Annotated in this window: 23 protein-coding genes, 1 pseudogene, 1 riboswitch and 1 other annotated feature; of the genes and pseudogenes, 15 read left to right on the top strand and 9 right to left on the bottom strand. The window is 43.4% G+C overall.

What is annotated here, in order from left to right; all coding sequences use genetic code 11:
• Positions 1-546: pseudogene (locus tag AND4_RS05275) on the top strand (inosine/guanosine kinase); the annotation flags it as partial.
• A 129-nt stretch (positions 547-675) separates the two neighbouring features.
• On the opposite strand, the gene AND4_RS05270 reads toward AND4_RS05275, so the two are convergent.
• On the bottom strand, positions 676-1,083 hold the full coding sequence (locus AND4_RS05270; RefSeq protein WP_009841877.1) for an H-NS family nucleoid-associated regulatory protein: 408 nt from the start codon (positions 1,081-1,083) through the stop codon (positions 676-678).
• Positions 1,084-1,686: 603 nt separating this feature from the next.
• Positions 1,687-1,867, top strand: a riboswitch (Lysine riboswitch).
• 104 nt (positions 1,868-1,971) lie between these two features.
• On the opposite strand from AND4_RS05270, the gene tet(35) reads away from it, so the two are divergent.
• The 9 genes from tet(35) to hisIE all read left to right on the top strand — a co-directional run bounded on the left by tet(35) (position 1,972) and on the right by hisIE (position 11,117).
• A complete protein-coding gene (gene tet(35) / locus AND4_RS05265; RefSeq protein ID WP_009841876.1) occupies positions 1,972-3,573 on the top strand; it encodes a tetracycline efflux Na+/H+ antiporter family transporter Tet(35) in 1,602 nt (533 codons plus the stop codon).
• Between the two features lie 177 nt (positions 3,574-3,750).
• Positions 3,751-3,887 (top strand) — a sequence feature (His leader region).
• A 44-nt stretch (positions 3,888-3,931) separates the two neighbouring features.
• Positions 3,932-4,828, top strand: coding sequence for an ATP phosphoribosyltransferase (gene hisG / locus AND4_RS05260; protein ID WP_009841875.1), 897 nt, complete (start codon positions 3,932-3,934; stop codon positions 4,826-4,828).
• 5 nt (positions 4,829-4,833) lie between these two features.
• Positions 4,834-6,144: a histidinol dehydrogenase gene (gene hisD, locus AND4_RS05255; protein WP_009841874.1), complete on the top strand. Its 1,311-nt coding sequence runs from the start codon at positions 4,834-4,836 to the stop codon at positions 6,142-6,144.
• A gap of 11 nt (positions 6,145-6,155) precedes the next feature.
• Positions 6,156-7,196, top strand: coding sequence for a histidinol-phosphate transaminase (hisC, locus tag AND4_RS05250; RefSeq protein WP_009841873.1), 1,041 nt, complete (start codon positions 6,156-6,158; stop codon positions 7,194-7,196).
• 69 nt (positions 7,197-7,265) lie between these two features.
• Positions 7,266-8,339 (top strand): bifunctional histidinol-phosphatase/imidazoleglycerol-phosphate dehydratase HisB, encoded by a 1,074-nt coding sequence (gene hisB / locus AND4_RS05245; RefSeq protein ID WP_009841872.1) that lies wholly within the window; start codon positions 7,266-7,268, stop codon positions 8,337-8,339.
• Positions 8,340-8,365: 26 nt separating this feature from the next.
• Positions 8,366-8,980 carry an imidazole glycerol phosphate synthase subunit HisH gene (gene hisH / locus AND4_RS05240; RefSeq protein ID WP_009841871.1) on the top strand — a complete coding sequence of 205 codons (615 nt, stop codon included), beginning with the start codon at positions 8,366-8,368 and terminating at the stop codon, positions 8,978-8,980.
• Between the two features lie 12 nt (positions 8,981-8,992).
• Positions 8,993-9,730 (top strand): 1-(5-phosphoribosyl)-5-[(5-phosphoribosylamino)methylideneamino]imidazole-4-carboxamide isomerase, encoded by a 738-nt coding sequence (gene hisA / locus AND4_RS05235; protein ID WP_009841870.1) that lies wholly within the window; start codon positions 8,993-8,995, stop codon positions 9,728-9,730.
• The gene (hisF, locus tag AND4_RS05230; RefSeq protein ID WP_009841869.1) at positions 9,712-10,485 is read left to right on the top strand and encodes an imidazole glycerol phosphate synthase subunit HisF; all 774 of its coding nucleotides are present in this window, start codon (positions 9,712-9,714) and stop codon (positions 10,483-10,485) included. Before hisA ends, hisF begins: the two co-directional genes overlap by 19 nt.
• Positions 10,482-11,117: a bifunctional phosphoribosyl-AMP cyclohydrolase/phosphoribosyl-ATP diphosphatase HisIE gene (gene hisIE / locus AND4_RS05225; RefSeq protein WP_009841868.1), complete on the top strand. Its 636-nt coding sequence runs from the start codon at positions 10,482-10,484 to the stop codon at positions 11,115-11,117. Before hisF ends, hisIE begins: the two co-directional genes overlap by 4 nt.
• Before the next feature lie 110 nt (positions 11,118-11,227).
• Here hisIE and AND4_RS05220 read toward each other — a convergent pair whose 3' ends face one another.
• From AND4_RS05220 to AND4_RS05205, 4 genes are all read right to left on the bottom strand, one after another.
• Positions 11,228-11,731: a YchJ family protein gene (locus AND4_RS05220; protein ID WP_009841867.1), complete on the bottom strand. Its 504-nt coding sequence runs from the start codon at positions 11,729-11,731 to the stop codon at positions 11,228-11,230.
• A gap of 88 nt (positions 11,732-11,819) precedes the next feature.
• Positions 11,820-13,034, bottom strand: coding sequence for an EAL domain-containing protein (locus tag AND4_RS05215; RefSeq protein WP_043991465.1), 1,215 nt, complete (start codon positions 13,032-13,034; stop codon positions 11,820-11,822).
• Positions 13,035-13,131: 97 nt separating this feature from the next.
• Positions 13,132-13,869, bottom strand: a complete 738-nt coding sequence (gene lpxH, locus AND4_RS05210) for a UDP-2,3-diacylglucosamine diphosphatase (protein WP_043991464.1) — start codon at positions 13,867-13,869, stop codon at positions 13,132-13,134.
• A gap of 67 nt (positions 13,870-13,936) precedes the next feature.
• On the bottom strand, positions 13,937-14,431 hold the full coding sequence (locus AND4_RS05205; RefSeq protein WP_009841864.1) for a peptidylprolyl isomerase: 495 nt from the start codon (positions 14,429-14,431) through the stop codon (positions 13,937-13,939).
• A 203-nt stretch (positions 14,432-14,634) separates the two neighbouring features.
• On the opposite strand from AND4_RS05205, the gene cysS reads away from it, so the two are divergent.
• Both cysS and AND4_RS05195 read left to right on the top strand, forming a co-directional pair.
• Positions 14,635-16,017: a cysteine--tRNA ligase gene (gene cysS / locus AND4_RS05200; protein WP_009841863.1), complete on the top strand. Its 1,383-nt coding sequence runs from the start codon at positions 14,635-14,637 to the stop codon at positions 16,015-16,017.
• 132 nt (positions 16,018-16,149) lie between these two features.
• Positions 16,150-16,728, top strand: coding sequence for a thymidine kinase (locus AND4_RS05195; protein ID WP_009841862.1), 579 nt, complete (start codon positions 16,150-16,152; stop codon positions 16,726-16,728).
• 73 nt (positions 16,729-16,801) lie between these two features.
• Here AND4_RS05195 and AND4_RS05190 read toward each other — a convergent pair whose 3' ends face one another.
• Both AND4_RS05190 and AND4_RS05185 read right to left on the bottom strand, forming a co-directional pair.
• The gene (locus AND4_RS05190; protein ID WP_009841861.1) at positions 16,802-17,434 is read right to left on the bottom strand and encodes a YdcF family protein; all 633 of its coding nucleotides are present in this window, start codon (positions 17,432-17,434) and stop codon (positions 16,802-16,804) included.
• Entirely contained in the window at positions 17,431-18,258 is an 828-nt protein-coding gene (locus AND4_RS05185) for an NAD(P)H-binding protein (protein ID WP_009841860.1), read from the bottom strand. The genes AND4_RS05190 and AND4_RS05185 overlap by 4 nt, the downstream gene beginning before the upstream one ends.
• Before the next feature lie 649 nt (positions 18,259-18,907).
• Here AND4_RS05185 and AND4_RS05180 point away from each other — a divergent pair.
• Positions 18,908-19,579: a TIM44-like domain-containing protein gene (locus AND4_RS05180; RefSeq protein WP_186004045.1), complete on the top strand. Its 672-nt coding sequence runs from the start codon at positions 18,908-18,910 to the stop codon at positions 19,577-19,579.
• Positions 19,580-19,794: 215 nt separating this feature from the next.
• On the opposite strand, the gene AND4_RS05175 is transcribed toward AND4_RS05180, so the two are convergent.
• Positions 19,795-20,028: a TIGR02647 family protein gene (locus AND4_RS05175; RefSeq protein WP_009841858.1), complete on the bottom strand. Its 234-nt coding sequence runs from the start codon at positions 20,026-20,028 to the stop codon at positions 19,795-19,797.
• 319 nt (positions 20,029-20,347) lie between these two features.
• On the bottom strand, positions 20,348-20,485 hold the full coding sequence (locus AND4_RS20220; RefSeq protein ID WP_009841857.1) for a hypothetical protein: 138 nt from the start codon (positions 20,483-20,485) through the stop codon (positions 20,348-20,350).
• An 807-nt stretch (positions 20,486-21,292) separates the two neighbouring features.
• Here AND4_RS20220 and torE point away from each other — a divergent pair.
• Positions 21,293-21,472: a trimethylamine N-oxide reductase system protein TorE gene (gene torE, locus AND4_RS05170; protein ID WP_009841856.1), complete on the top strand. Its 180-nt coding sequence runs from the start codon at positions 21,293-21,295 to the stop codon at positions 21,470-21,472.
• Between the two features lie 49 nt (positions 21,473-21,521).
• A complete protein-coding gene (gene torC / locus AND4_RS05165; RefSeq protein ID WP_009841855.1) occupies positions 21,522-22,706 on the top strand; it encodes a pentaheme c-type cytochrome TorC in 1,185 nt (394 codons plus the stop codon).
• Positions 22,707-22,727: the final 21 nt, after the last annotated feature.

Here is a 22,727-nt window from a genome sequence, read left to right as displayed (position 1 = left end):
AACGAAGATGAAGCGGAAGCACTTACGGGTGAGTCTGATCCGCTAGCAGCTTCAGATAAAACGCTGGAGTGGGCTGACTTAGTGCTCTGTACAGCAGGTCCTGTTGGCCTATTTATGGCTGGCTACACCGAGGACAGTGCTAAGCGCGAAACATCATTGCCGCTGCTTCCTGGGTCTATTGCAGAATTCAACCGTTACGAGTTTAGCCGACCAGCGAAGAAAGACTCATGTGAAAACGCAATAAAAATATATTCGCATATCTCTCCTTATATGGGAGGGCCAGAAAAGATTAAGAATACTAATGGGGCAGGTGATGCGGCGTTATCTGCGGTTCTGCACGATATGGCTGCAAATAAATACCACAAAGAAAATGTGCCTAACTCAAGCAAACACAATAATGAGTATTTAACTTATTCATCATTTTCACAAGTTTGTAAATATGCAAACCGTGCAAGTTACGAAGTACTAGTGCAGCACTCTCCACGTTTATCACGTGGTTTGCCTGAACGTGAAGATAGCCTAGAAGAAGCATACTGGGAACGTTAATTTATTATGTTGAATTAGCCAACTTGTCACATAAAAAAATGGCGCATTCTGAATGCGCCATTTTTGTATCTATTTATGAATAAAAAGATTTTACTGGGAAAACCTTTTTATTATTTCATAAATTCGCTATTAAATTAGGAAATCATCTAAAGATTTACCAGCATCAAGTTGTTCTTGGATTGCTGAAGGTGTACGACCTTGACCAGTCCAAGTTTTTTCTTCACCTGTATGATCAATGTATTTGTATTTAGCAGGGCGAGGAGCGCGCTTAGACTTTGCTTTGCTTTTCGTTTCACCAGCAAGAGCACTAATTAGTGCTTCAACGTCAATGCCGTCTTGAGCGATTTGCTCTGCGATGGCTGCTAGTTTCGCTTCTTGTTGTTCTAGTGCTGCACGCTCTACTTCCTCTGCTTCTCTGCGTTCTTCAACAACGATAGTTAGCTTATCAAGAGCTTCTTCTAATTGCTCTAGAGTTAGTTCACGAGAAAATGCACGGAGGCTACGGATATTTAGAAGTGTTTTAGTCAGCTCAGACATAACGATTCCTATTAATAGGTTAAAAGTTTCTACATTGCTTATCGTGACGATAAATAAGATGTAAATCTAGATTTAAATTCAGTGTCCTTATATTTAACTTTATCTTTCTCATATGTGCAAATACTAATTCATGATTTAGATTAAATTTCTTTGTTTTTTGAGGGTGACTGCATTATTAATTCATGAATTTGAAATGTAATTAGCCATTTCCAACACTGTTATCTTTTATTGGTAGTCTCTTTTTCCAGAGCAACTTCTTGTATACTTATCACTGGAATTTAAAATCTCTTTTTTAGAGAGAGGGTAAGATAGTTGCTGTTACTTTCGTCATATTTCTTTTGATTAATTGCTTTAAGTAAAATTAAAGCAAATTTAATACTAGTAATAAAGTTTCATAAACGACAAGGTTGAAGTGATTGCAGTTGTGAAATGTATGACTTGATCACGTTTCATTTATAAATTGAACACGCGATTATTTATTTGTCCATTTAATTTAGTTTGATGTGTTGCATTAGTATGCTTCATGAGTACAATAACTATCACCTGATGTAATAACGCAGATAAATTGTCGTTAATTTGAAAAGTTGACAGTCAAGTATCCGTTGTTGCCGTAGAGGCGCAGTCTCGAAGAGTAGCTATTATTGGGGTGATGCCAATGAATAATAGTGGAAGGCGAAGATTGCCGAAGTGGGTGGTCTATCGAAGCCACTTGCTGGGGTTGTTACCGAAAGGAACAACACTGCCATAGTATATTTACATTAAACTATGGAGCGCTACTGTAGGGTTGGGTGGAGTGTTCGCTTCCCTGTCGCTAAGTTCAACATGAGCACGTAGTTTACGTGACTTGTCTGCAGTAGATCTCTAGCCAAACTTTGGTTTTTGAAGATCATGAATTTAATAGATTTTACACATTCTCCCGTTTCGTTATTACCGCCTGTTGTCGCATTGACTCTCGCGATTTTAACACGACGTGTTCTCGTTTCTCTTGGTGTTGGCGTCGTACTGGGTGCGGTGCTGCTTAATGATTGGGCTATCGGTGATGCGGTAGGTTATGTCAGTTCTCAAGTTTCTTCTGTCTTTATTGAAGACGGTGGTATCAACGCTTGGAACATGAGTATTGTCGGGTTCCTTATTCTTTTAGGTATGACAACCGCGTTGTTGACCCTATCTGGTGGTACTCGCGCTTTTGCTGAATGGGCACAAACGCGTGTAAAAAGTAAACGTGGCTCTAAACTTCTTGCAGCCTTCCTTGGCGTATTCATTTTTGTCGACGATTACTTTAATAGCCTTGCCGTTGGTGCGATTTCTCGTCCAGTCACTGACCGTTTTTACGTGTCTCGTGCTAAGTTGGCGTACATCCTAGATTCAACGGCTGCTCCAATGTGTGTGATCATGCCTGCTTCTAGTTGGGGGGCATACATAGTTACCATCATCGGCGGTATTTTGGTGTCACATGGTATTACAGAGTACTCGGCACTTGGTGCGTATGTTCGTCTTATTCCGATGAACTTTTACGCAGTATTTGCTTTACTAATGGTATTTGCAGTGGCGTGGTTTGGTCTGGATATCGGTAAGATGCGCGAGCACGAAATTGCGGCATCTCAAGGTCGCGGTTTTGACGACGATAAAGAGAACGACTCACAAGAAGCGCATGACTTGAATGAAGAGTTAGATATTCGCGAAAGTGAAAAGGGTAAGGTTTCTGACCTGACGCTGCCAATCATAACGCTTATCCTAGCGACGATTGTTTCTATGCTATATACCGGTGGTCAAGCGCTAGCGGCGGATGGTAAAGAATTTGTACTATTAGGCGCGTTTGAGAACACAGACGTCGGTACCTCTCTTATTTACGGTAGCTTGCTTGGCCTTGCCGTTGCTTTGTTTACTGTGGTTAAACAAGGCCTACCGATGGCAGAGATTGCGCGCACGCTCTGGATTGGTGCTAAATCGATGTTTGGTGCTATTCTCATTCTGGTTTTCGCTTGGACTATTGGCTCTGTTATCGGTGACATGAAGACTGGTTCTTACCTTTCTTCAATGGTACAAGGCAACATCAACCCACACTGGCTTCCAGTTATCCTATTCTTGTTATCTGGCCTAATGGCATTCTCTACGGGTACTTCATGGGGCACATTTGGTATCATGCTGCCAATCGCGGGAGACATGGCTGGCGCGACAGACTTAGCGTTAATGCTACCAATGCTGAGTGCGGTTCTAGCAGGTGCAGTATTCGGCGACCATTGTTCACCAATTTCAGACACCACTATACTGTCATCTACTGGTGCACGATGTAACCACATTGATCATGTGTCGACACAGTTGCCATATGCATTATCAGTTGCGTTCGTTTCATGTGTTGGCTTTATCGCACTTGGGATGACTGCTTCAGTTGTGTTTTCTTTTATCGCAGCGTCGATTACATTTATGATTGTTTGTGTGATTCTATCATGGCTTTCGAAGTCAAAGATGGCATCGTGCCAGAGTGCATAATTAATTGAATTTAAATGTAAATAAATAGGAGGCTTCGGCCTCCTTTTTTATTTGTAACGTACAATTTAATTTTTTTAAATTAATAGTTGAAAAAAGTAATCACCTTGGTTAGTGTGAATGGTGAAGAACCAAATGAAAAGAGCCTGAAACAAGTATGCGTAATATTACAATGAACATTCATCACCATCATCACCTAGCCTAGCCTTTCGGGAGATGTACGCATACCCGGGAGGTAGGAAACTCCCGGAGGTGAAAATCAAAGTCAACAGATTTCTAACCCTCGGGAGACTAACATCTTTCGAGGGTTTTTTAGTTTCACGGACTCATAGAATATTAAACTTTGCACAGGGATAAAGTAATGCAAACACAACGTTTAAGAATCGCAATTCAGAAAAAAGGCCGCCTAAGCACAGAGAGCCAAGCTCTGCTTAAAGAGTGTGGTGTGAAATTCAACGTGATGGGTGAACGTTTAGTGGTTCACTCGGAGAATATGCCAATTGATCTGCTTTTGGTTCGTGATGATGACATCCCAGGCCTAATTATGGATGGTGTTGTTGACTTAGGCTTTATCGGTGAAAACGAGTTGGAAGAAGTTCGCCTAGATCGTAAAGCGTTAGGTGAACCGTATGAATTTGTTCAACTTCGTCGCCTTGATTTCGGTGGCTGTCGTTTGTCTATCGCGATCGACAAAGATGAGGAGTACAACGGTCCACAAGACCTTGCCGGTAAGCGCATCGCTACCACTTATCCGCAATTGCTTAAAGCTTATATGGATGAAGCAGGCGTACCTTTCTCCGCATGTATGCTGACGGGGTCCGTTGAAGTTGCCCCGCGTGCTGGTCTCGCTGATGCTATCGCTGATTTGGTTTCTACTGGCGCAACATTGGAAGCGAACGGCCTTAAAGAAGCCGAAATTATTTTCAAATCAAAAGCGACGCTGATTCAACGTACTGGTGAGTTCGATGCTGACAAAGTTGTACTCATTGAAAAACTTTTAACTCGTATGCAAGGTGTGCAGCGAGCGAAAGAGTCAAAGTACATCATGTTGCACGCACCAGCTGAAAAGTTAGAACAAATTAAAGCATTGCTTCCTGGGGCAGAAGATCCAACTGTATTACCTCTTTCAGCGGATAAGCAAAAAGTGGCGGTTCATTTGGTTAGTACGGAAAACTTATTCTGGGAAACGATGGAACAATTAAAAGAGCTGGGCGCTAGCTCTATTTTAGTACTGCCAATTGAAAAAATGATGGAGTAATTGTAATGAGAACAGTCGTATGGCAATCGCTCAGCGAAACGCAACAAGATTCGATTCTCGAGCGCCCTGCAATTACAGAAGGTGCAAACACGACAGCCTCGGTTTCTGAAGTGATCGCGAAAGTTCGTCAAGAAGGCGATTTAGCACTCGTTGAATTAACGGAGAAGTTTGATCGAGTAAAACTAAAATCCATTCGTGTGTCGGCTAAAGAAATCGATGAAGCGTCAGCACGCCTTTCGCCAAATATGATGAGCGCATTGAAGCAAGCTTATGAAAACATCTCGAAGTTTCACAAAGCGCAGAAAGCTCAACCTATTAAAGTAGAAACCCAAGCGGGCGTGATTTGCGAACAGGTAACACGCCCAATTCAAAAAGTGGGTTTGTATATTCCTGGTGGCAGCGCGCCATTGCCTTCTACGGTTTTGATGCTTGGTGTACCGGCTAAGATCGTAGGTTGTCGTAAAGTTGTGCTTTGTTCTCCGCCGCCAATTGCGGATGAGATTCTTTATGTCGCAAAACTGTGTGGCATTGATGAGGTATACAATTTAGGTGGTGCTCAAGCTATTGCCGCGATGGCTTATGGTACAGAAACGGTCTCTAAAGTTGATAAGATCTTTGGTCCGGGAAATGCTTATGTGACCGAAGCGAAGCGTCAAGTGAGCAATGATTTCCGCGGTGCTGCGATTGATATGCCGGCAGGCCCATCAGAAGTTCTAGTGATTGCTGATGAAACGGCAGACCCAGATTTCATTGCCGCGGATCTTTTGAGCCAAGCAGAGCACGGTCCTGATTCTCAAGTAGTACTTGTGACACCTTCACCTGTGATTGCGGATCAAGTGACGGACGCGGTTCAACGTCAGCTTAAGGAGCTATCTCGTGCGGACATCGCCGAGCAAGCATTGGCTTCAAGCTTGATTATTATTGCTGAGTCTCTGACTCAATCGGTTTCCATCTCGAACTACTATGGCCCTGAGCACTTGATTGTTCAGACCAAGAATCCTCGAGAACTTCTGCCATTGCTAGATAACGCAGGTTCGATTTTCCTCGGCGATTGGTCACCAGAATCGGCGGGTGATTATGCGTCGGGCACGAATCATGTTCTTCCTACTTATGGCTACACGCGGACGCATTCAAGCTTAGGTTTGGCTGACTTCTCTAAACGTATGACGATACAAGAATTGTCAGCGGATGGTTTAAAGAACTTGGCACCAACCGTCGTCACTATGGCTGAAGCAGAAGGCTTGGATGCGCATAAACGTGCCGTGACTATTCGCACAGAAAAATTAAACCGTTTAGAAAAACAGCCAGCCAAGTAAAGGACAAATCGATGGAAAAGCTAGCACGTAAACAGGTCCAACAACTGACTCCTTATTTATCGGCCCGCCGTATTGGTGGTACGGGTGATGTGTGGCTGAATGCAAATGAATCGCCATTCAATAATGAATACAAAACTGACTTTGCTCGCCTTAACCGCTATAGCGAATGTCAGCCCAAAGAACTGATTTCTGCTTACGCTGCTTATGCGGGAGTGAAACCAGAGCAAACGCTGACTTCACGGGGGGCAGATGAAGGCATTGAATTGTTGATTCGTGCTTTCTGTGAGCCGGGTGAGGATGCGATTCTGTATTGCCCACCGACTTACGGCATGTATGCCATCAGTGCAGAAACCTTTGGTATCGCGCGTAAAACGGTGCCGCTGACGCCAGATTGGCAACTAGATCTTGCAGGTATTAAAGCTAATCTGGATAACGTCAAACTGGTTTTCGTATGTTCGCCAAACAATCCAACGGGTAACTTGGTTGATCGTGAAGATATTGTCTCTCTACTCGAAATGACAAAAGACCGAGCAATCGTGGTGATGGACGAAGCGTACATAGATTTTTGTCCAGAATCGTCAACGGTAGATTTACTGGCGCAATACCCGAATCTCGCGATTTTGCGTACTCTGTCGAAAGCTTTTGCGCTTGCGGGTCTGCGTTGTGGATTTACGCTTGCGAACGAAGCGCTGATTAATGTACTTCTTAAAGTCATCGCACCATATCCAGTACCAGTGCCAGTAGCAGAAATTGCTATTCAAGCGCTGTCTGAAGCAGGACTAGCGCGAGCAAAGTTCCAAGTTCTCGACTTGAATGCGAACCGTGCTTATTTACAGGTGGGTTTGTCGATGATTCCGGGTCTGGAGGTTTTTGAAGGATGGGGTAACTACCTATTGGTGAAATTCCCATATGGCGATGATCTTTTCAAAGCGGCTTGGGATACGGGCATTATTTTGCGTAACTCGCCAATTGAGAACTGCGTGCGTATCAGTGTGGGTAACCGTGACGAGTGCGAAAAAACACTTGGATTTATAAGAAACTACTATGCATAAGTAGAGTCAGAATTTTTCGGTCTCGCTCAATAGCGGGAGCGCCAAAAGAATAGCAATAAGGAAGTTCGAGTGAGCAAACAACAAAAAATCCTTTTTATCGACCGTGATGGCACCTTAATTGTTGAGCCGCCAGTTGATTTTCAAGTAGACCGTTTAGATAAGCTAAAACTAGAGCCATTTGTTATCCCAAGCCTGTTGTCGTTGCAGGATGCAGGATATCGCCTAGTGATGGTCACCAACCAAGATGGTTTGGGTACCGACAGCTACCCACAAGCAGACTTTGATGCTCCACACAACATGATGATGGAGATCTTTGAATCTCAGGGTGTGAAGTTCGATGACGTGCTGATTTGTCCTCACTTCGATGAAGATAACTGTTCTTGCCGTAAACCTAGATTGGGCTTGGTAAAAGAGTACCTTCAAGGTGGCAAAGTCGATTTTCAAAACTCTGTTGTGATTGGCGATCGCCAAACTGATCTTCAACTTGCAGAAAACATGGCAATTCGTGGCATTCAATATAATTCAGCAACCATGGGGTGGAAACAGATCCTTCAAGATCTGACGGTAACAGCTCGTGTTGCTGAAGTAATTCGAACCACCAAAGAAACGGACATCAAGGTGGCGGTAAACCTTGATGAGCAAGGCGATAATGATATCTCGACTGGTCTTGGTTTCTTCGACCACATGCTGGATCAAATCGCGACGCACGGCGGATTCCAGATGGTGTGCAAAGTAGAAGGTGACCTGCACATTGATGATCACCACACGGTAGAAGATACCGCTCTTGCTTTGGGGCAAGCATTGAAGGAAGCACTGGGTGACAAACGTGGTATTGGTCGTTTTGGCTTCAGCCTGCCAATGGATGAGTGCTTGGCACAATGTGCACTGGACCTATCTGGTCGTCCTTACCTTAAGTTCGACGCGCAGTTTAGCCGTGAGCAAGTGGGTGACCTCTCAACAGAGATGGTGGTTCACTTCTTCCGTTCTCTGACTGACACCCTAGCGTGTACGCTGCACCTTTCTTCTTCAGGCAACAATGATCACCACATCATTGAGAGCCTGTTTAAAGCGTTTGGTCGTACTCTGCGCCAAGCTATCAAAGTAGAAGGCACTGAACTACCGAGTAGTAAAGGCGTGCTTTAAGGCTAACGTTAGCAAGGAGAAAAACAGTGACAGAACAGAAAGTTGTCATTATCGATACGGGCTGTGCCAACGTCTCTTCGGTGAAGTTTGCTATTGAACGCCTAGGTTATGACGTAATAATTTCAAAAGATCCACAAGTGGTATTGGCGGCTGACAAGCTATTTCTACCGGGCGTGGGAACTGCCAGTGAAGCGATGAAGAACCTAGAAGAGCGCGATCTTATCAGCTTGGTAAAACAGGTAGAGAAGCCGCTACTAGGTATCTGTTTAGGCATGCAATTGTTGGGCAAAGTGTCTCAAGAGAAAGGACAGAAAGCCGACGAGTTAGTTGAGTGTCTTGGACTTTGTGATGGCGAAGTGAAGCTACTACAAACTGGCGATTTGCCGCTGCCGCATATGGGCTGGAACACGGTGTCTGCAAAAGCAGGTAATCCACTGTTCAAAGGTATTGAAGAAGGTGAGTACTTCTACTTCGTGCACAGCTTTGCAATGCCAGTTGGGGACTACACAATTGCTGAATGTGAATACGGCAACCCGTTCACAGCCGCAGTACAAAGTGGCAACTACTACGGCGTGCAGTTCCACCCTGAGCGTTCTTCAAAAGCGGGCGCGAAGCTTATTCAAAACTTCTTAGAATTATAAAAGGGATTTAGTGTGATTATTCCAGCTCTTGATTTAATTGAAGGACAGGTGGTTCGCCTTTATCAAGGTGATTACGGCCAAGTAACCGAGTACAAAGTCGACCCAGCAGAGCAGTTCAACTTGTACCACCAAGCCGGTGCCAACTGGCTGCACTTGGTGGATTTAACTGGCGCGAAAGACACGACAGCACGCCAGCTTGATTTGATTGCAAAGCTACTAGCAAGTACACCAGCGAACATCCAAATCGGTGGTGGTGTGCGTACCGAGCAAGACGTGATTGATCTATTAGAAGCCGGTGCGCAGCGTGTTGTCGTTGGCTCAACAGCAGTAAAACAGCCAGAGCTTGTGAAAGGTTGGATGGAAAAATACGGCGCAGAGAAAATCGTTTTAGCGTTAGACATCAATATCGATCAAGACGGCATACGTAAAGTGGCGATCTCTGGTTGGCAAGAAGACTCAGGCGTGACCATCGAAGCTCTAATCAACGATTACCTTACAGTGGGTTTGCAGCACGTGCTTTGTACGGACATTTCTCGTGACGGTACGCTAGAAGGCTCAAACGTTGAGCTTTACGTTGACCTATGTAAACAGTACCCACAAGTACAGTTCCAATCTTCAGGCGGCATCGGCTCATTAGCGGATATCGAAGCGCTAAAAGGCAGCGGTGTTGCTGGTGTGATTGTTGGTCGTGCATTGTTAGATGGTAAGTTCACAGCAGAGGAGGCGTTTGCATGTTGGCAAAGCGAATAATTCCATGTCTTGATGTTCGTGATGGACAAGTGGTGAAGGGCGTTCAGTTCCGCAACCACGAAATCATTGGCGACATCGTTCCTCTGGCGCAGCGTTATGCAGAAGAAGGCGCTGATGAGCTTGTGTTCTACGATATTACCGCTTCAAGTGATGGTCGTGTCGTCGATAAAAGTTGGGTCGCTCGCGTTGCAGAAGTGATTGATATTCCTTTCTGTGTCGCTGGTGGCATTAAATCAGCAGAAGACGCAGCACGCATTCTTGAATTTGGCGCAGACAAGGTGTCGATCAACTCACCTGCATTGGCGAATCCGCAGCTGATTACTGACCTAGCTGATAAGTTTGGTGTGCAATGTATTGTCGTTGGTATCGATTCATACTACGACAAAGAGACGGGCAAGTATCAGGTTTACCAGTTTACTGGTGATGAAGAACGCACCAAAGCGACCCAATGGGAAACCCATGATTGGGTGCAAGAAGTGCAAAAACGCGGCGCTGGTGAAATTGTATTGAACATGATGAACCAAGACGGTGTGCGTAACGGCTACGACATCGAACAACTGAATATGGTGCGTGAAGTGTGCAATGTACCGCTGATTGCATCGGGTGGCGCAGGGGCTATGGAGCACTTTGTCGAAGCATACCGAAAAGCCAATGTGGATGGCGCGCTTGCTGCATCGGTATTCCACAAACAAGTCATTAACATTGGTGAACTAAAGCAATATTTGCAACAACAAGGCATTGAGGTACGACTATGAGTGTAAAAACCGCCGGAGTAAGTTCGCTAGCTGAGCGAATCAACTGGGAAAAGGTGGATGGTCTGGTACCTGCCATCGTACAAGATTTCCAATCAAGCCAAGTGCTGATGATGGGGTACATGAGTAAAGATGCGTTGGAAAAAACGGGCGAAACAGGTCAGGTGACATTTTTCTCTCGCACCAAGCAACGCCTTTGGACGAAAGGTGAGACCTCCGGCAACGTATTGCAATTGGTGAACATGCAACTCGATTGTGACAACGATACGCTGCTGGTGAAAGTGAACCCCATTGGCCCCACGTGTCACTTGGGTAACACAACTTGCTGGGATGTGGATCCTCAAGAGGAGTCACAAATGGTGTGGCTTCATCAACTTGAGCAGCTACTGGCTGCCCGTAAGAGTGCCGATCCAGATTCCTCCTATACTGCCAGTCTTTATGCTCGTGGCACCAAACGTATTTCGCAAAAAGTGGGCGAAGAAGGCGTTGAAGTCGCACTTGCGGCGACGTCGGGCGATAAGGCGGAGTTAGTGTGTGAATCCGCAGATTTGATCTATCACTTAATGGTACTGCTTCAAGACCAAGGTTTATCGATGAATGATGTGGTGAATAAACTGAAAGAGCGTCATAAATAAAGAAGAGCCCCAAACTCTGAACCTAAAGCAGAGTGCGCGGGAGCTCTCGCGCACTTCATTGACTTTAGGCTCTAAGCCCCTAGGACCTTTGTTTTACCTAGAACCTTTTATTAGCCACAACACTTCTTAAACTTCTTACCACTTCCACAGATACACGGATCGTTACGGCCGACCTTTAGACTGCTTACTGATTGGTTCAAACGTGGATCTTGTTCCGGCTCTTCTTCTGGGAACGTGCCGTCAATGTAGTACCAAAGCCCATTTTCTTTAACGAAACGAGAGCGTTCTGTCATACAGTAGCGTTTGCCGTCTTCATCAAAGTAAGCGTTGAATTCAACAAAACCTTCATTCTCGTTGCTACTCGCTTCGACTTTTACTACCTCAAGCTTGCACCAATCGCTGTCGATGGATTGGGCAATGCCTTCGCGTTGCTCTTCTGCATTACAGCTTGGGTGGTATGTGTTCACCACGTAATCCACTAAACCTAGCACATGTGCACAGTAACGAGAGCGCATCAATTGCTCTGGAGTTATAATGTCTGCATGATTGTTGTGGGCAATTTTACAACAATCTTGGTAAGTGTGGTTGGAGCCGCAAGGGCAAGAAGAAGCCATAGAATGAAATCTCATTTATATTAAGCGATAAAACCTCCAACATCATATAACTCAAGCTAAAGGTTTTCTTTTTGCGCATTATAGCGATTTAAGGCGTTTGGGACATCAGTTCCTGAGCCCATGCGGTCGATTGGCTAAACGCCTTGGCGAGTTGCGCTTCCGTCAGTTTAAGGGCACTACAGTACTTTTCTGTTGTTTCCCAATCGGCTTTCTCGTGCGCAATGATCATCGAAAGAAGTAAACCTAGCACGCCTTTTCGACTCGTCAGTGCTTGTTTGATTTCCTCATCAACAGGAATTTCACTGATTACGTCACACAGCGGTTGGTCTAATAATGAATCTAACAGCGAGAACATCCCCGTCAGAAATGCTTGGCTAGGGTCGTGCTTGGTGTTTATCTGGAGCAGCAGAATCTCACACATGCGTGCGCGTTGAATAGCGAGAGAATATAGATAATCAGGCTTGTCCTCGTCCACTGAGGCGATTGCAACCAGAGAAATAAAGCGTCTTAAACGATCTTCGCCAAGGTAAATCAGTGCTTGGCGAAAAGATTTAATTTTAGTAGTTAGTGTGTAACCCGAGTTTACATAAGTCATCAGCTTATAAGACAAAGTCACATCTGTCGAAAATAGGTGTTCGAGGTTATTAAAGTTGATGGGGTTGTTCGCGATTTCTTTGCACAATTGGATGATCGTCAAGAGCGCTGGGCTAATACGCTTTTTCTGAATGACTTCTGGTTTACTGAAGAAGTAACCTTGAAAGAAATGAAAACCAGCGTCCATCGCTTGCTCAAATTCTTCATAGGTCTCCACTTTCTCGGCTATAAAATCGATGCCAAATTGGCTAAGCGATTGAATGTAACGCGTCGCCTTCTCAATTGGTATTATGCGAATATCGAACTTGATGATCGCAATATAAGGTAAAAAGCGCTGCCAAGATTTAGTAGGGACGAAGTCATCTAACGCAACTCGATAGCCTGATGCATGGAGATGTTTGATCGCACGGAATAACTCATCGGTCGGTTCGCAATCTTCTAACACTTCAACCACGAGTGACTCCTTGGGGAACAGGGTAGGGACGAGATTGACCAAGCTTTGATAAGGAAAATTAACAAAGCCGAGTTTGTCACCCAGAGTACTGTAGTGTGTGGTGAGAAAATGGTCTGATAGAAGTCGACTGGTCGCTTTCTCAGGCTCTATTTCTGGAAAGGTATTTTTAGGACCGTCACGAAAGAGAAGCTCATACCCTACGGTACACTTCCCTCGGTCCAGTATCGGTTGGCGAGCTACGTATGAATACTTCAATGAGATGCTTCGTTTTGTTTACTGACCTTTAGGATGATAGCGATTTAATTCTAAATTTCTATGCTTTGCGAGCAATCTACTATCGGCTTGGCACGCTTTACTTCAATTCTGTGTCAAACGGTCGTGTTTTTAAGTTAAAGTTGTCTGAATCTACTTGAAGAACTGAACCCTGGGTATACCAATCACCTAAAACAATGCGGGTGTTGGTGGCACCATTAAGTTCAAAAAAATGTGTATTTGGGCGATGGGTGTGACCGTGAATCATCAAATGAACGCCGTTTTGAGACATAACACGTTCAACCTCGCTTTGATTAACGTCCATGATATTGAGAGATTTGGTTATTTTGTCATCTCTAATGCCTGACTGGACTTTAGCGACGATTATCTTCTTAACGAACCATGGAATTCGATTAAACAGCCACTGAAGCCAAGGTTTATGGACGGTTTTTCTAAACTCTTGGTATTTTACATCATCAATACAAAGTGTATCGCCATGCAGAATCACGGTTTTTTGGCCATAAAGATCAATCGTGCAGACATCATCAAGTAATGTCATACCAGTTTGTTTGCAAAAGCGTTTACCGAGTAAAAAATCTCGATTGCCTTGGATGAAGAAGGTCGACACACCTGCATCCGTTAGCGCTTTAAATTCAGCGCGGATTTGATCAGCAAAAGGAGTGTTGTCATCGTCACCAATCCAGAACTCAAACAAATCGCCAAGCACGTACAGTGCGTCGGCATAGATTGCTTCTGTACGCATAAACGTAACAAAGCACTCCGTGATATCAGGACGTGATGGGGTAAGGTGGATATCAGATATAAATAATGTTGTCATAGAAATAAGGGGAAGCTAAGCCTCCCCACAAACTTATCTCTTAGTGGTAAATCGTAACTCTTTAAAGTTACTCTTCAATAGTTGTGCCAGTGATCAAAACGTCTTCTAGAGGTACGTCTTGGTGCATGCCGTAAGAGCCTGTGCTAACACCTTTGATCTTGTTTACAATGTCCATGCCTTCGATTACTTCACCGAATACACAGTAACCCCAACCGTCTAGGCTTTCGCTACGGAAGTCTAGGAACGTGTTGTTGTTTACGTTGATGAAGAATTGAGAGCTTGCTGAATGCGGCTCCATAGTACGAGCCATAGCAAGTGTACCCACTTTGTTACTAAGACCGTTGTTTGCTTCGTTCTTGATTGGTGCACGTGATGTTTTTTCACGTAAACCAGACTCCATACCACCACCTTGGATCATGAAGCCGTCAATAACACGGTGGAAAAGAGTGTTGTCGTAGAAACCATCGCGGCAGTACTGAAGGAAGTTTGCGCTAGTTTCTGGCGCTTTCTCTTCGTTTAGTTGAATCTTGATGTCACCAAAATTAGTGTGAAGGGTGATCATGCTATTTTCCTTTACTGTGTTGTATTGAAGCTGCGATTCTAGCCTAAGTTATTGCGCTTTAAAAACTCAGGAAGAATAAATTTATCGTATTATGCTTGAAGTTTAGCCAATTATCGTTTTATCCAGGAATTGCTATTACCTAATAAGGTCTGAGTTGTTATACTCGCTTTCTTGTTATCCATTTACAATCATAGATAGAGATCATGTTAAAAATATATAACACACTCACAAGACAGAAAGAGGAATTCAAACCCATAACAGCTGGTAAAGTTGGCATGTATGTCTGTGGCGTTACCATATACGATCTCTGTCATATCGGTCATGGTCGTACTTTCGTGTCTTTCGATGTGGTTTCTCGTTACTTGCGCTACCTTGGTTACGACTTAACCTTTGTACGTAACATTACTGATATCGATGACAAAATCATCAAACGTGCCGCAGAAAACGGCGAATCTTGTGATTCTCTGACAGATCGTCTGATTGGCGAAATGCATGTTGATTTTGATTCGCTAAACATGAAGCGCCCTGACGTTGAGCCGCGTGCGACTCAGTTCATCGCTGAAATCATTGAGTTGGTTGAAAAGCTCATTGAACGTGGTTTCGCGTACGTCGCGGATAATGGCGATGTAATGTTTGAAGTCCGCCAGTTCAAAGAGTACGGTAAGCTTTCTAAGCAAGATCTAGATCAATTGCAAGCTGGCGCACGTGTCGATATCGAAACAGCAAAACGCAGCCCACTGGATTTCGTACTTTGGAAGATGTCTAAGCCAGGTGAACCTACGTGGGAATCACCATGGGGTCCAGGCCGCCCAGGTTGGCACATCGAATGTTCTGCAATGAACTCTTCAATCCTAGGTAACCACTTTGATATCCATGGTGGTGGCTCTGACCTTCAGTTCCCGCATCACGAGAATGAAATTGCGCAATCATGCTGTGCACACGACACGCAGTATGTAAACACATGGATGCACAGCGGCATGGTAATGGTAGACCGTGAGAAGATGTCTAAATCTCTGGGTAACTTCTTTACTATTCGCGACGTTCTGGGCCACTACGATGCAGAGACAGTTCGTTACTTCCTTATGTCTGGTCACTACCGTAGCCAGCTAAACTACAGTGAAGATAACCTAAACCAAGCAAGAGCGTCTCTTGAACGCCTCTACACCTCTCTACGCGGTCTAGACTCCAATGCAGCGCCAGCGGGCGGTGAAGAGTACGTGACTCGCTTTACTGCTGCGATGAACGATGACTTCAATACGCCAGAGGCTTACTCTGTGCTGTTCGACATGGCACGCGAGGTAAACCGCCTGAAGACAGAAAATGTTGAGAAAGCGAGTGAGTTAGGTGCATTAATGCGTGAACTGGCTGACGTGATCGGTATCCTCCATCAAGATCCAGAAGCCTTCCTGAAAGGCGATGCAGGCGACGATGAGGAAGTAGCCGAAATCGAAGCGCTCATAAAGCTACGTAACGATTCTCGTGCTGCAAAGGATTGGGCGAATGCGGATATGGCGCGTGACAAGTTGACTGAAATGGGCATTGTGCTGGAAGATGGCTCTGAAGGTACAACCTGGCGTCGTAAGTGATGAGTACTAATGCCATCAACTAACTTAACACCCAGTCAATGGCATTAGTATAAAGATATATAAGGGCTGACGATTCAGCCCTTTTCTTTACAAGTTTTTATACATACTAATTTTAAACGAAGGTAGTGCTCTGTGGCCCAGATGTATTTCTATTACTCGGCAATGAATGCGGGTAAATCGACAACTCTTCTTCAATCTTCATTTAATTACCAAGAACGTGGCATGACGCCGGTGATTTTCACCGCAGCGCTTGATGACCGTTATGGCGTGGGTAAAGTAAGCTCCCGTATTGGTTTGCAATCAGACGCGCATTTGTTCCGTCCAGATAGCAACTTATACCAAGAGGTTGCGACACTGCATGAAGCCGAAAAACGTCACTGTATTTTAATTGATGAGTGTCAGTTTTTATCGAAAGAGCAGGTTTATCAACTGACCGAGGTGGTGGATAAACTGCGTATCCCAGTTCTTTGTTATGGTCTTCGTACTGACTTTCAAGGCGAGCTTTTTGAGGGGAGCAAGTATTTGCTATCTTGGGCAGACAAATTGGTTGAATTAAAAACCATTTGTCACTGTGGTCGCAAGGCAAATATGGTTATCCGAACTGATGAGTTTGGGGTGGCTATCCAAGAGGGCGATCAGGTTGCAATTGGCGGTAATGAACGATACGTATCCGTTTGTCGTCAGCATTATAAAGAAGCACTGGGTAAGTAAAGTCACCGGTACAATAAAACCACCGCATTCGGTGGTTTTTTATTGTCTGTTACTTGGGTATAAGTCCCCTGAATTAGGGGAAGTCGAACTTTTCTTGCAGCACCCGATAAGAGGATTCTACCTGAGCAGGAATGACTTGCTTAGTTTGAAAACCTTTCTCTGGATAAGTTTTCACGCGAGAAAAATCTTCCATTAGCGCTTCAAGCACCATCATAAGTGGCATCTCTTCGTTGATGTATTCAAAGAAAGGGTGTGCAGTAGACGTCACTTGCAGCAGTGAATAAGGTGATTGCCACTGTTTTTCGAAGGTTGCGATGGCACGTCGTTCCATAAATGGTTTTTGAACCAAGATGAGAGATTCGCAGTTAACCCCTTTGTCTTGCAATAATTGATCGGTGAATCGAATGTTTTCACCGCTGTTAGTGGATTGTGTTTCGGTTAAGATTGCTTCGTTCGGCACGCCAGCAAGTTTGGCAATTTCTGCGAAGGTTTCGGCTTCGCTTTTTTCAAACAAGCTATCCGTAAAACGGCCTTTACCGCCGGAAAACACAATCAGAGACGCAAGCTTTTGGTGGTAAAGCTCTGCGGCGTATTCGGCAACACGTAAATCATTGCTACACATAACAAATAAGCAGTCAGCAGGTGTGAGTTCCTGCTTGAGTTGCATGTAATCCCACAAGATTTCAATGTGTTGATAGAGCTTCATAGTGCATCCAGCGTTGAGTTGAATTGGAACTGGTAACCAAGCGCAATAAGCTTGTCTGCGAGGATTCGTTTATCCCCAGTTTCGGTGATTGTTGGAAGGGGAATATCTAAGTTACTCAGCGTAATGGCCGCTTGATAAAACTCAGCTTTGCTAACAGTATTCGGTGTGGTGACATTGACGACTTCATCGCTGATTTGATTTAAAGCGAAGGCAGTTGCTGCGACAGCATCCTTTTGATGCACCATGTTGGCCGGGGCGTTACGACTGACCTGTTTTAATCGCACCGCAAACCTTGATGGGTGTCGGTCTTCACCTATTAATCCACTGCAACGGACGATGGCGTAGTCGATGCCTGAATCAATTACGTATTGCTCTGCTTGTAGCATAATGCGGGCATTGTCAGAGAAGTGTTCCTTCGTCTGAGCCAATGCCAGTGTGGCGTCTTCTTCTTTCATATCGACGGCCAGGTTTGGGTATACCGTCGTTGAGCTGACCATCAAAATCTTTTCAACGCTACTCGCTTTTGCCGCTTCAGTTAAGCGCTGCCATTGCTGTGCGTACTCTTGTCCATTCCCTTGACGAAAGCCAGGAGGGAAAGCGCCGATAATACATTCAATGTTATTTTGCTTAAGCAACACAGAAAGTTGCTGGCAGCAATTGGGGCTTGCGAGATCTAATTGGGAGAAAGGAATGTTAAGAGCACAAAGTTCATGTAGTCGACTCTCACTGCGGCAAGTAGCAGTTACGTGGTGACCTTGCTCGGATAAAGTCTCAGCCAGCGGCATTCCTAACCAACCAGCGCCAATAATGAGTACATTTGCCATGAGCAGAATCCTTATTACATTTTTCGACCAAAAAAACTCTTTGTAGATACTATACCCCTAAGCCAACTTTTTTTGAATTATATATGTAGTACTTTGATATTTGATGTTTCCACTAAGGATGGAATTTAGAACCATGATTATAAATCGAATTCAAGGGAGTTAATGCTTTGGATTAGCGGGTATCAATGTTTTAAAACAACATTTTTTAGAAAGCGCTGTTAGATAAAGTAGCATTGTAGAAGAGGAGCTTTAATGCAAAGAACCCGGTCAGCATAATTCTGAGCTTGCTTGGTTACCATTATTTTTAATATCTATTATGCCTATCAAAACATGCGTTTTGACGGGGGCTTTTTATAGAACTCAAGCTTGGCATTTATTATAATGATTGATATGTAGGGGGATAAATCAATTCTATTTATAAAAAATACTGCTTATCGATGAGTAAACCCCAGACTTAAATCTGCTCTTGAGTCTCTATGCCAGACTTCGCCGCTTCCTGAGTTCTACATCTTGAAGTCACTTGGGTATATATACAGAGGCATGAGAATACGTTTCTTTACCAATAATACATTAATTAATACAAGGATAAATATAAGTGTGTAAGAGGAAAATTTTCACGTTGTTTTTGATGTTTTTTTCGTTCTTTCTAATGGTAGAGCCTGCTCTTGCTGGCCCTGGAGGGAAGATTGCTTCGACTATGTTTGATTCAACATGGGGTAAGGTATTATTAGTACTTTTGTTCATATTCTTTCTTCCCTTAATTGCTGTTAATTCTATTAAGTTGAAAATGGCTGAGAAGCGAGCGTTTAAAGATTTAGCCTTTATGTCTCATTATAGTGAACATTTTGATTGGTTAAGAATAGAACAAAGAGTTAAAGATAGTTTCCTTAGAGTTCATAATGGTTGGCAAGATGAAGATCTCAGTGATGTATCTTCACTGATGACAGAATCGTACTTACGTAATCAACAACAAGTTTATTTAGATAAATGGAAACAAAAAGGCTTGGTCAATATATGTAATATAAAAATAATAAAGCAAATAAAGCCTTTGATGGTTGTTCATCGTAATCATAAAGAAGGGCATCGTGAGTCAACGATATTGGTTACGGTCAAGGCAGAAATGAATGACTACCTAAAGCATAGGGAAACTGGCGCAATATCAGAAGGAAATGAAGAATACAAAACAGTCACAACAGTTTGGACTTTTTCACTCGTTGATGATGAGTGGAAAGTTGCCGATATTAATCAAAGCAATACAATAATGCCGTATGTGAAAATGCTGAAAAACTTGCCTTCTATTCAGTCAACAGTAACCGAGTGATATTCGAATTACCAAAAAATATCATGGATGACAGTGCAACCCCAGTAATAATGGACTCCAACACTTGTGGCGCTCGCTTTGATGCTAGGTATCGAAGCTCTATCTTAATGTCATAAGTATATTGGCACTGCTTTACTCCAGAAAAAAGCCCCAGAGTATTTAGTAAATACTCTGGGGCTTTTAATGACAGTAACTTACTCAGCTTTAACGTGCCTTTATACGGACAAAACTCTCAGTACTCTATCGGCGTGTTCAGCGACTTCTATTCCCTCATCGGTTAAGTAACCGCCATCTGGCTGTGTGCATAATTGTTTTTCGTATAGACGCGCAACGGCTGCCTGCATTTCTTCAGAGGCTTCTTTGTGGACTTTGATACCAGTCGCTGCGCTGCTTAAATCGAATTTAAGAAGTAGATTCAGTTCGGCGATATGGTCAGCTGAATATTTCATAAGTTATTCCTTCGTAATTTTTTAAACAAGCTAATCTGAAAATTACTATTGAGCAATAGAAAAGCCCTAGAAATGTTAAGTGTAACGATATGAAGTGGATAAAAATATTTCTGATTATGTGGGTTAGAATGTGAGCGTGCTGTTGATAAACAAGTAAAGCATTACGCTGCTTGAGCCTAGCAACAGTGGGGACTTCTTTGCCCCGTTTTATCGAATCATTTAACCAAGTAGTATAGGCAATCATCTTAAATAGTTAACTAAACAGGCCAGTTATACGGTTTGTCTATCTATTACTCTATCGAGTGACATGGCTGGCACACTAGACTAACTCTTCATTGATACCACACTCATTTGGGATCCAGAGAGACGTTATTTCTGTAGGCACTTGTGTCAGCCAGTCCACTAGTACTTCTGGTATCAAACTATCGATTTTTTTACGAGTGATTAACCTTTCCATGATGAATTCTCTCTTTGCTAAATACGCTGTAATTTATAGAGACAGTAAATGACACCTCTATGACTTATCAGTGACCGTTTGATTGAATAGATGAGACAATTTGTAAACCTTTCATTATGTTTCTGGTTGCTTATGGGTTTTTGTGGTTTATCCACATTTTCTGTGGATAACCTGTCTCAAAGAGAGTGCGTATCTTTGCGAGCGACGAAAAAAACACAAAATGAGTCACTTATGTAATGAGAAGGTGACGAATTCGTTTTTGCTTATCGTGCTTTATTTGGAACGAAATTTTAATGGGAGGGACAACAGCAAGCTAAAATGCGCCTGAAGCAACTTGTGTCATATCCTGTTTTGAATTCAAACGGTTTGATTCTTACCAAGTGCACTTAGCTTATGAATTAGTAAACTCCATTTATTTGATTATTACTCTCGATGAAATAACATTCGTATTTTGTGACTCGGCGTTAACATTAGAGTTACAAGTGACACTTTTTAAACGAAAAAACAGATTCTTATCTATACTTCCGTTCCATATTCAAGTGCAAATTGGATTAATTTATCGTTTTACCTATGTCAGAATTTCAGTTGACTTATTTTTTTTATATTTGTTAATAACTTTACATATGGAAAAGTATTCGGACACATGTCTGAACCAAATCAAAAAAGCATTGAATAACAAGGTCTATGGTAAGGTTTTAATTGAACCTTACTATCAGTATGGTCTAAAATTCTTGCTAAATAGATCATAAAAATTGAGCACGGTAACGCGGGCTTTCCTAGAACATTAAGTACTAAATAGGCAAGTGTATGAGTGATGTTAACAAAATTGAGAGTGGTGAGAAGCGGTCATTGGAGTGGAAATCATTCCTCTTCATCGCAGTTGTTCTCTTCCCAGTTCTGAGTGTGGCTTTCGTGGGTGGGTACGGATTCATTGTATGGGCGCTTCAGGTGTTTTTCTTTGGTCCTCCTGGTGCTCACGGCATTTAGTCAGGTGAACTAATCACCACACTTTAGAAAAGATTTAAGAGAGCAAATAATGAAATCATTTATCATTAAACTGTGGCGCACGATGTCACGTCCAGCCGTCCATATTAGCCTTGGCGTGTTGACAATGGGCGGATTTATCGCTGGTGTCATTTTCTGGGGTGGTTTTAACACTGCCCTTGAAGCTACCAATACCGAGAAGTTCTGTATTAGCTGTCATACCATGCGTGATAATGTATACGTTGAATTACAAGAAACGGTTCACTGGAAGAACCACTCTGGGGTTCGCGCTACTTGTCCTGACTGTCACGTCCCACATAATTGGACAGATAAGATCGCTCGTAAAATGCAAGCCTCAAAAGAGGTGTTTGCACAGGTTTTCGGTAACTACGATGAACCTGGTGTCTTCGAAGAGCGACGTATCGAACTTGCAAAACACGAATGGGATCGTTTCTCAGCAAACAAATCTCTAGAATGTAAAAACTGTCACAATTACGCGTCAATGGATTTCGAGCAAATGTCTCCAACCGCTCGTATCCAAATGAAACAAGCGGCGGAAAAAGATCAAAGTTGTGTAGACTGCCACAAAGGTATTGCTCACCACCTTCCCGAGGGCATGGACAGCATTGGCGGTATCGTTGGTGACTTAGAAGGTATGACTTCCGATACCGATTATGGTGTAGATCAGCAACTAGTAAGTGTTCGTCACTTACCAATTTACTTCGATGAAAAAGGTGCAAAAGAAGCGGGTCTACTAAACCCAGCATCGACAGTAAAAGTTCTTGAAGATAAAGGCGACTACGTTGAAATTGAAATTGACGGCTGGCGCAAAGCAAAAGGCTTCGGTCGTGTAATTCAAGAAGACTTCGGTAAGAACATCGCAGTCGCATCTCTACTGAAAGAAGCATCCACCGACGCGAACATTGTGACGGCTGGTGAGAAGAAAGTTGACGAGTTGACGGGGCTTCCTTGGGAGAAAGTTGCAGCAAAAGTATGGATCAAGAAAGAGTCTATGCTGAATGACATCAATCCTGTATGGGAAAAATCAAAAGAAGCTTACAGAACTAACTGTTCTGTATGTCACACACAACCAGCTGAAGCGCACTTTGATGCGAATACATGGCCAGGTATGTTCGACGGTATGCTAGCGTTCGTTAACCTAGATACAGACAGTGAAGCACTGATCTTGAAGTACCTACAGAAACACTCTTCAGATTATGCTGAAGGCCACCACTAATAAGCGTCGGATTGGAGAAAA

It is taken from the genome of Vibrio sp. AND4, assembly GCF_000171815.1.
GTDB lineage: Bacteria > Pseudomonadota > Gammaproteobacteria > Enterobacterales > Vibrionaceae > Vibrio.
The sequence above is the reverse complement of the archived record's forward strand: the minus strand, read 5'-3'. Positions and strand labels throughout refer to the sequence as shown.

What these genes read in the sequence shown, in the direction of transcription:
- AND4_RS05180 (WP_186004045.1), top strand. Translation starts at nt 18,908, where the DNA reads ATGGTAGAGCCTGCTCTTGCTGGCCCTGGAGGGAAGATTGCTTCGACT.
- hisIE (WP_009841868.1), top strand. Translation starts at nt 10,482, where the DNA reads ATGAGTGTAAAAACCGCCGGAGTAAGTTCGCTAGCTGAGCGAATCAAC.
- hisG (WP_009841875.1), top strand. Translation starts at nt 3,932, where the DNA reads ATGCAAACACAACGTTTAAGAATCGCAATTCAGAAAAAAGGCCGCCTA.
- hisD (WP_009841874.1), top strand. Translation starts at nt 4,834, where the DNA reads ATGAGAACAGTCGTATGGCAATCGCTCAGCGAAACGCAACAAGATTCG.
- hisF (WP_009841869.1), top strand. Translation starts at nt 9,712, where the DNA reads ATGTTGGCAAAGCGAATAATTCCATGTCTTGATGTTCGTGATGGACAA.
- torC (WP_009841855.1), top strand. Translation starts at nt 21,522, where the DNA reads ATGAAATCATTTATCATTAAACTGTGGCGCACGATGTCACGTCCAGCC.
- cysS (WP_009841863.1), top strand. Translation starts at nt 14,635, where the DNA reads ATGTTAAAAATATATAACACACTCACAAGACAGAAAGAGGAATTCAAA.
- torE (WP_009841856.1), top strand. Translation starts at nt 21,293, where the DNA reads ATGAGTGATGTTAACAAAATTGAGAGTGGTGAGAAGCGGTCATTGGAG.
- lpxH (WP_043991464.1), bottom strand. Translation starts at nt 13,869, where the DNA reads ATGACAACATTATTTATATCTGATATCCACCTTACCCCATCACGTCCT.
- AND4_RS05185 (WP_009841860.1), bottom strand. Translation starts at nt 18,258, where the DNA reads ATGGCAAATGTACTCATTATTGGCGCTGGTTGGTTAGGAATGCCGCTG.
- AND4_RS20220 (WP_009841857.1), bottom strand. Translation starts at nt 20,485, where the DNA reads ATGGAAAGGTTAATCACTCGTAAAAAAATCGATAGTTTGATACCAGAA.
- hisC (WP_009841873.1), top strand. Translation starts at nt 6,156, where the DNA reads ATGGAAAAGCTAGCACGTAAACAGGTCCAACAACTGACTCCTTATTTA.
- AND4_RS05270 (WP_009841877.1), bottom strand. Translation starts at nt 1,083, where the DNA reads ATGTCTGAGCTGACTAAAACACTTCTAAATATCCGTAGCCTCCGTGCA.
- AND4_RS05220 (WP_009841867.1), bottom strand. Translation starts at nt 11,731, where the DNA reads ATGGCTTCTTCTTGCCCTTGCGGCTCCAACCACACTTACCAAGATTGT.
- AND4_RS05190 (WP_009841861.1), bottom strand. Translation starts at nt 17,434, where the DNA reads ATGAAGCTCTATCAACACATTGAAATCTTGTGGGATTACATGCAACTC.
- AND4_RS05205 (WP_009841864.1), bottom strand. Translation starts at nt 14,431, where the DNA reads ATGATCACCCTTCACACTAATTTTGGTGACATCAAGATTCAACTAAAC.
- AND4_RS05175 (WP_009841858.1), bottom strand. Translation starts at nt 20,028, where the DNA reads ATGAAATATTCAGCTGACCATATCGCCGAACTGAATCTACTTCTTAAA.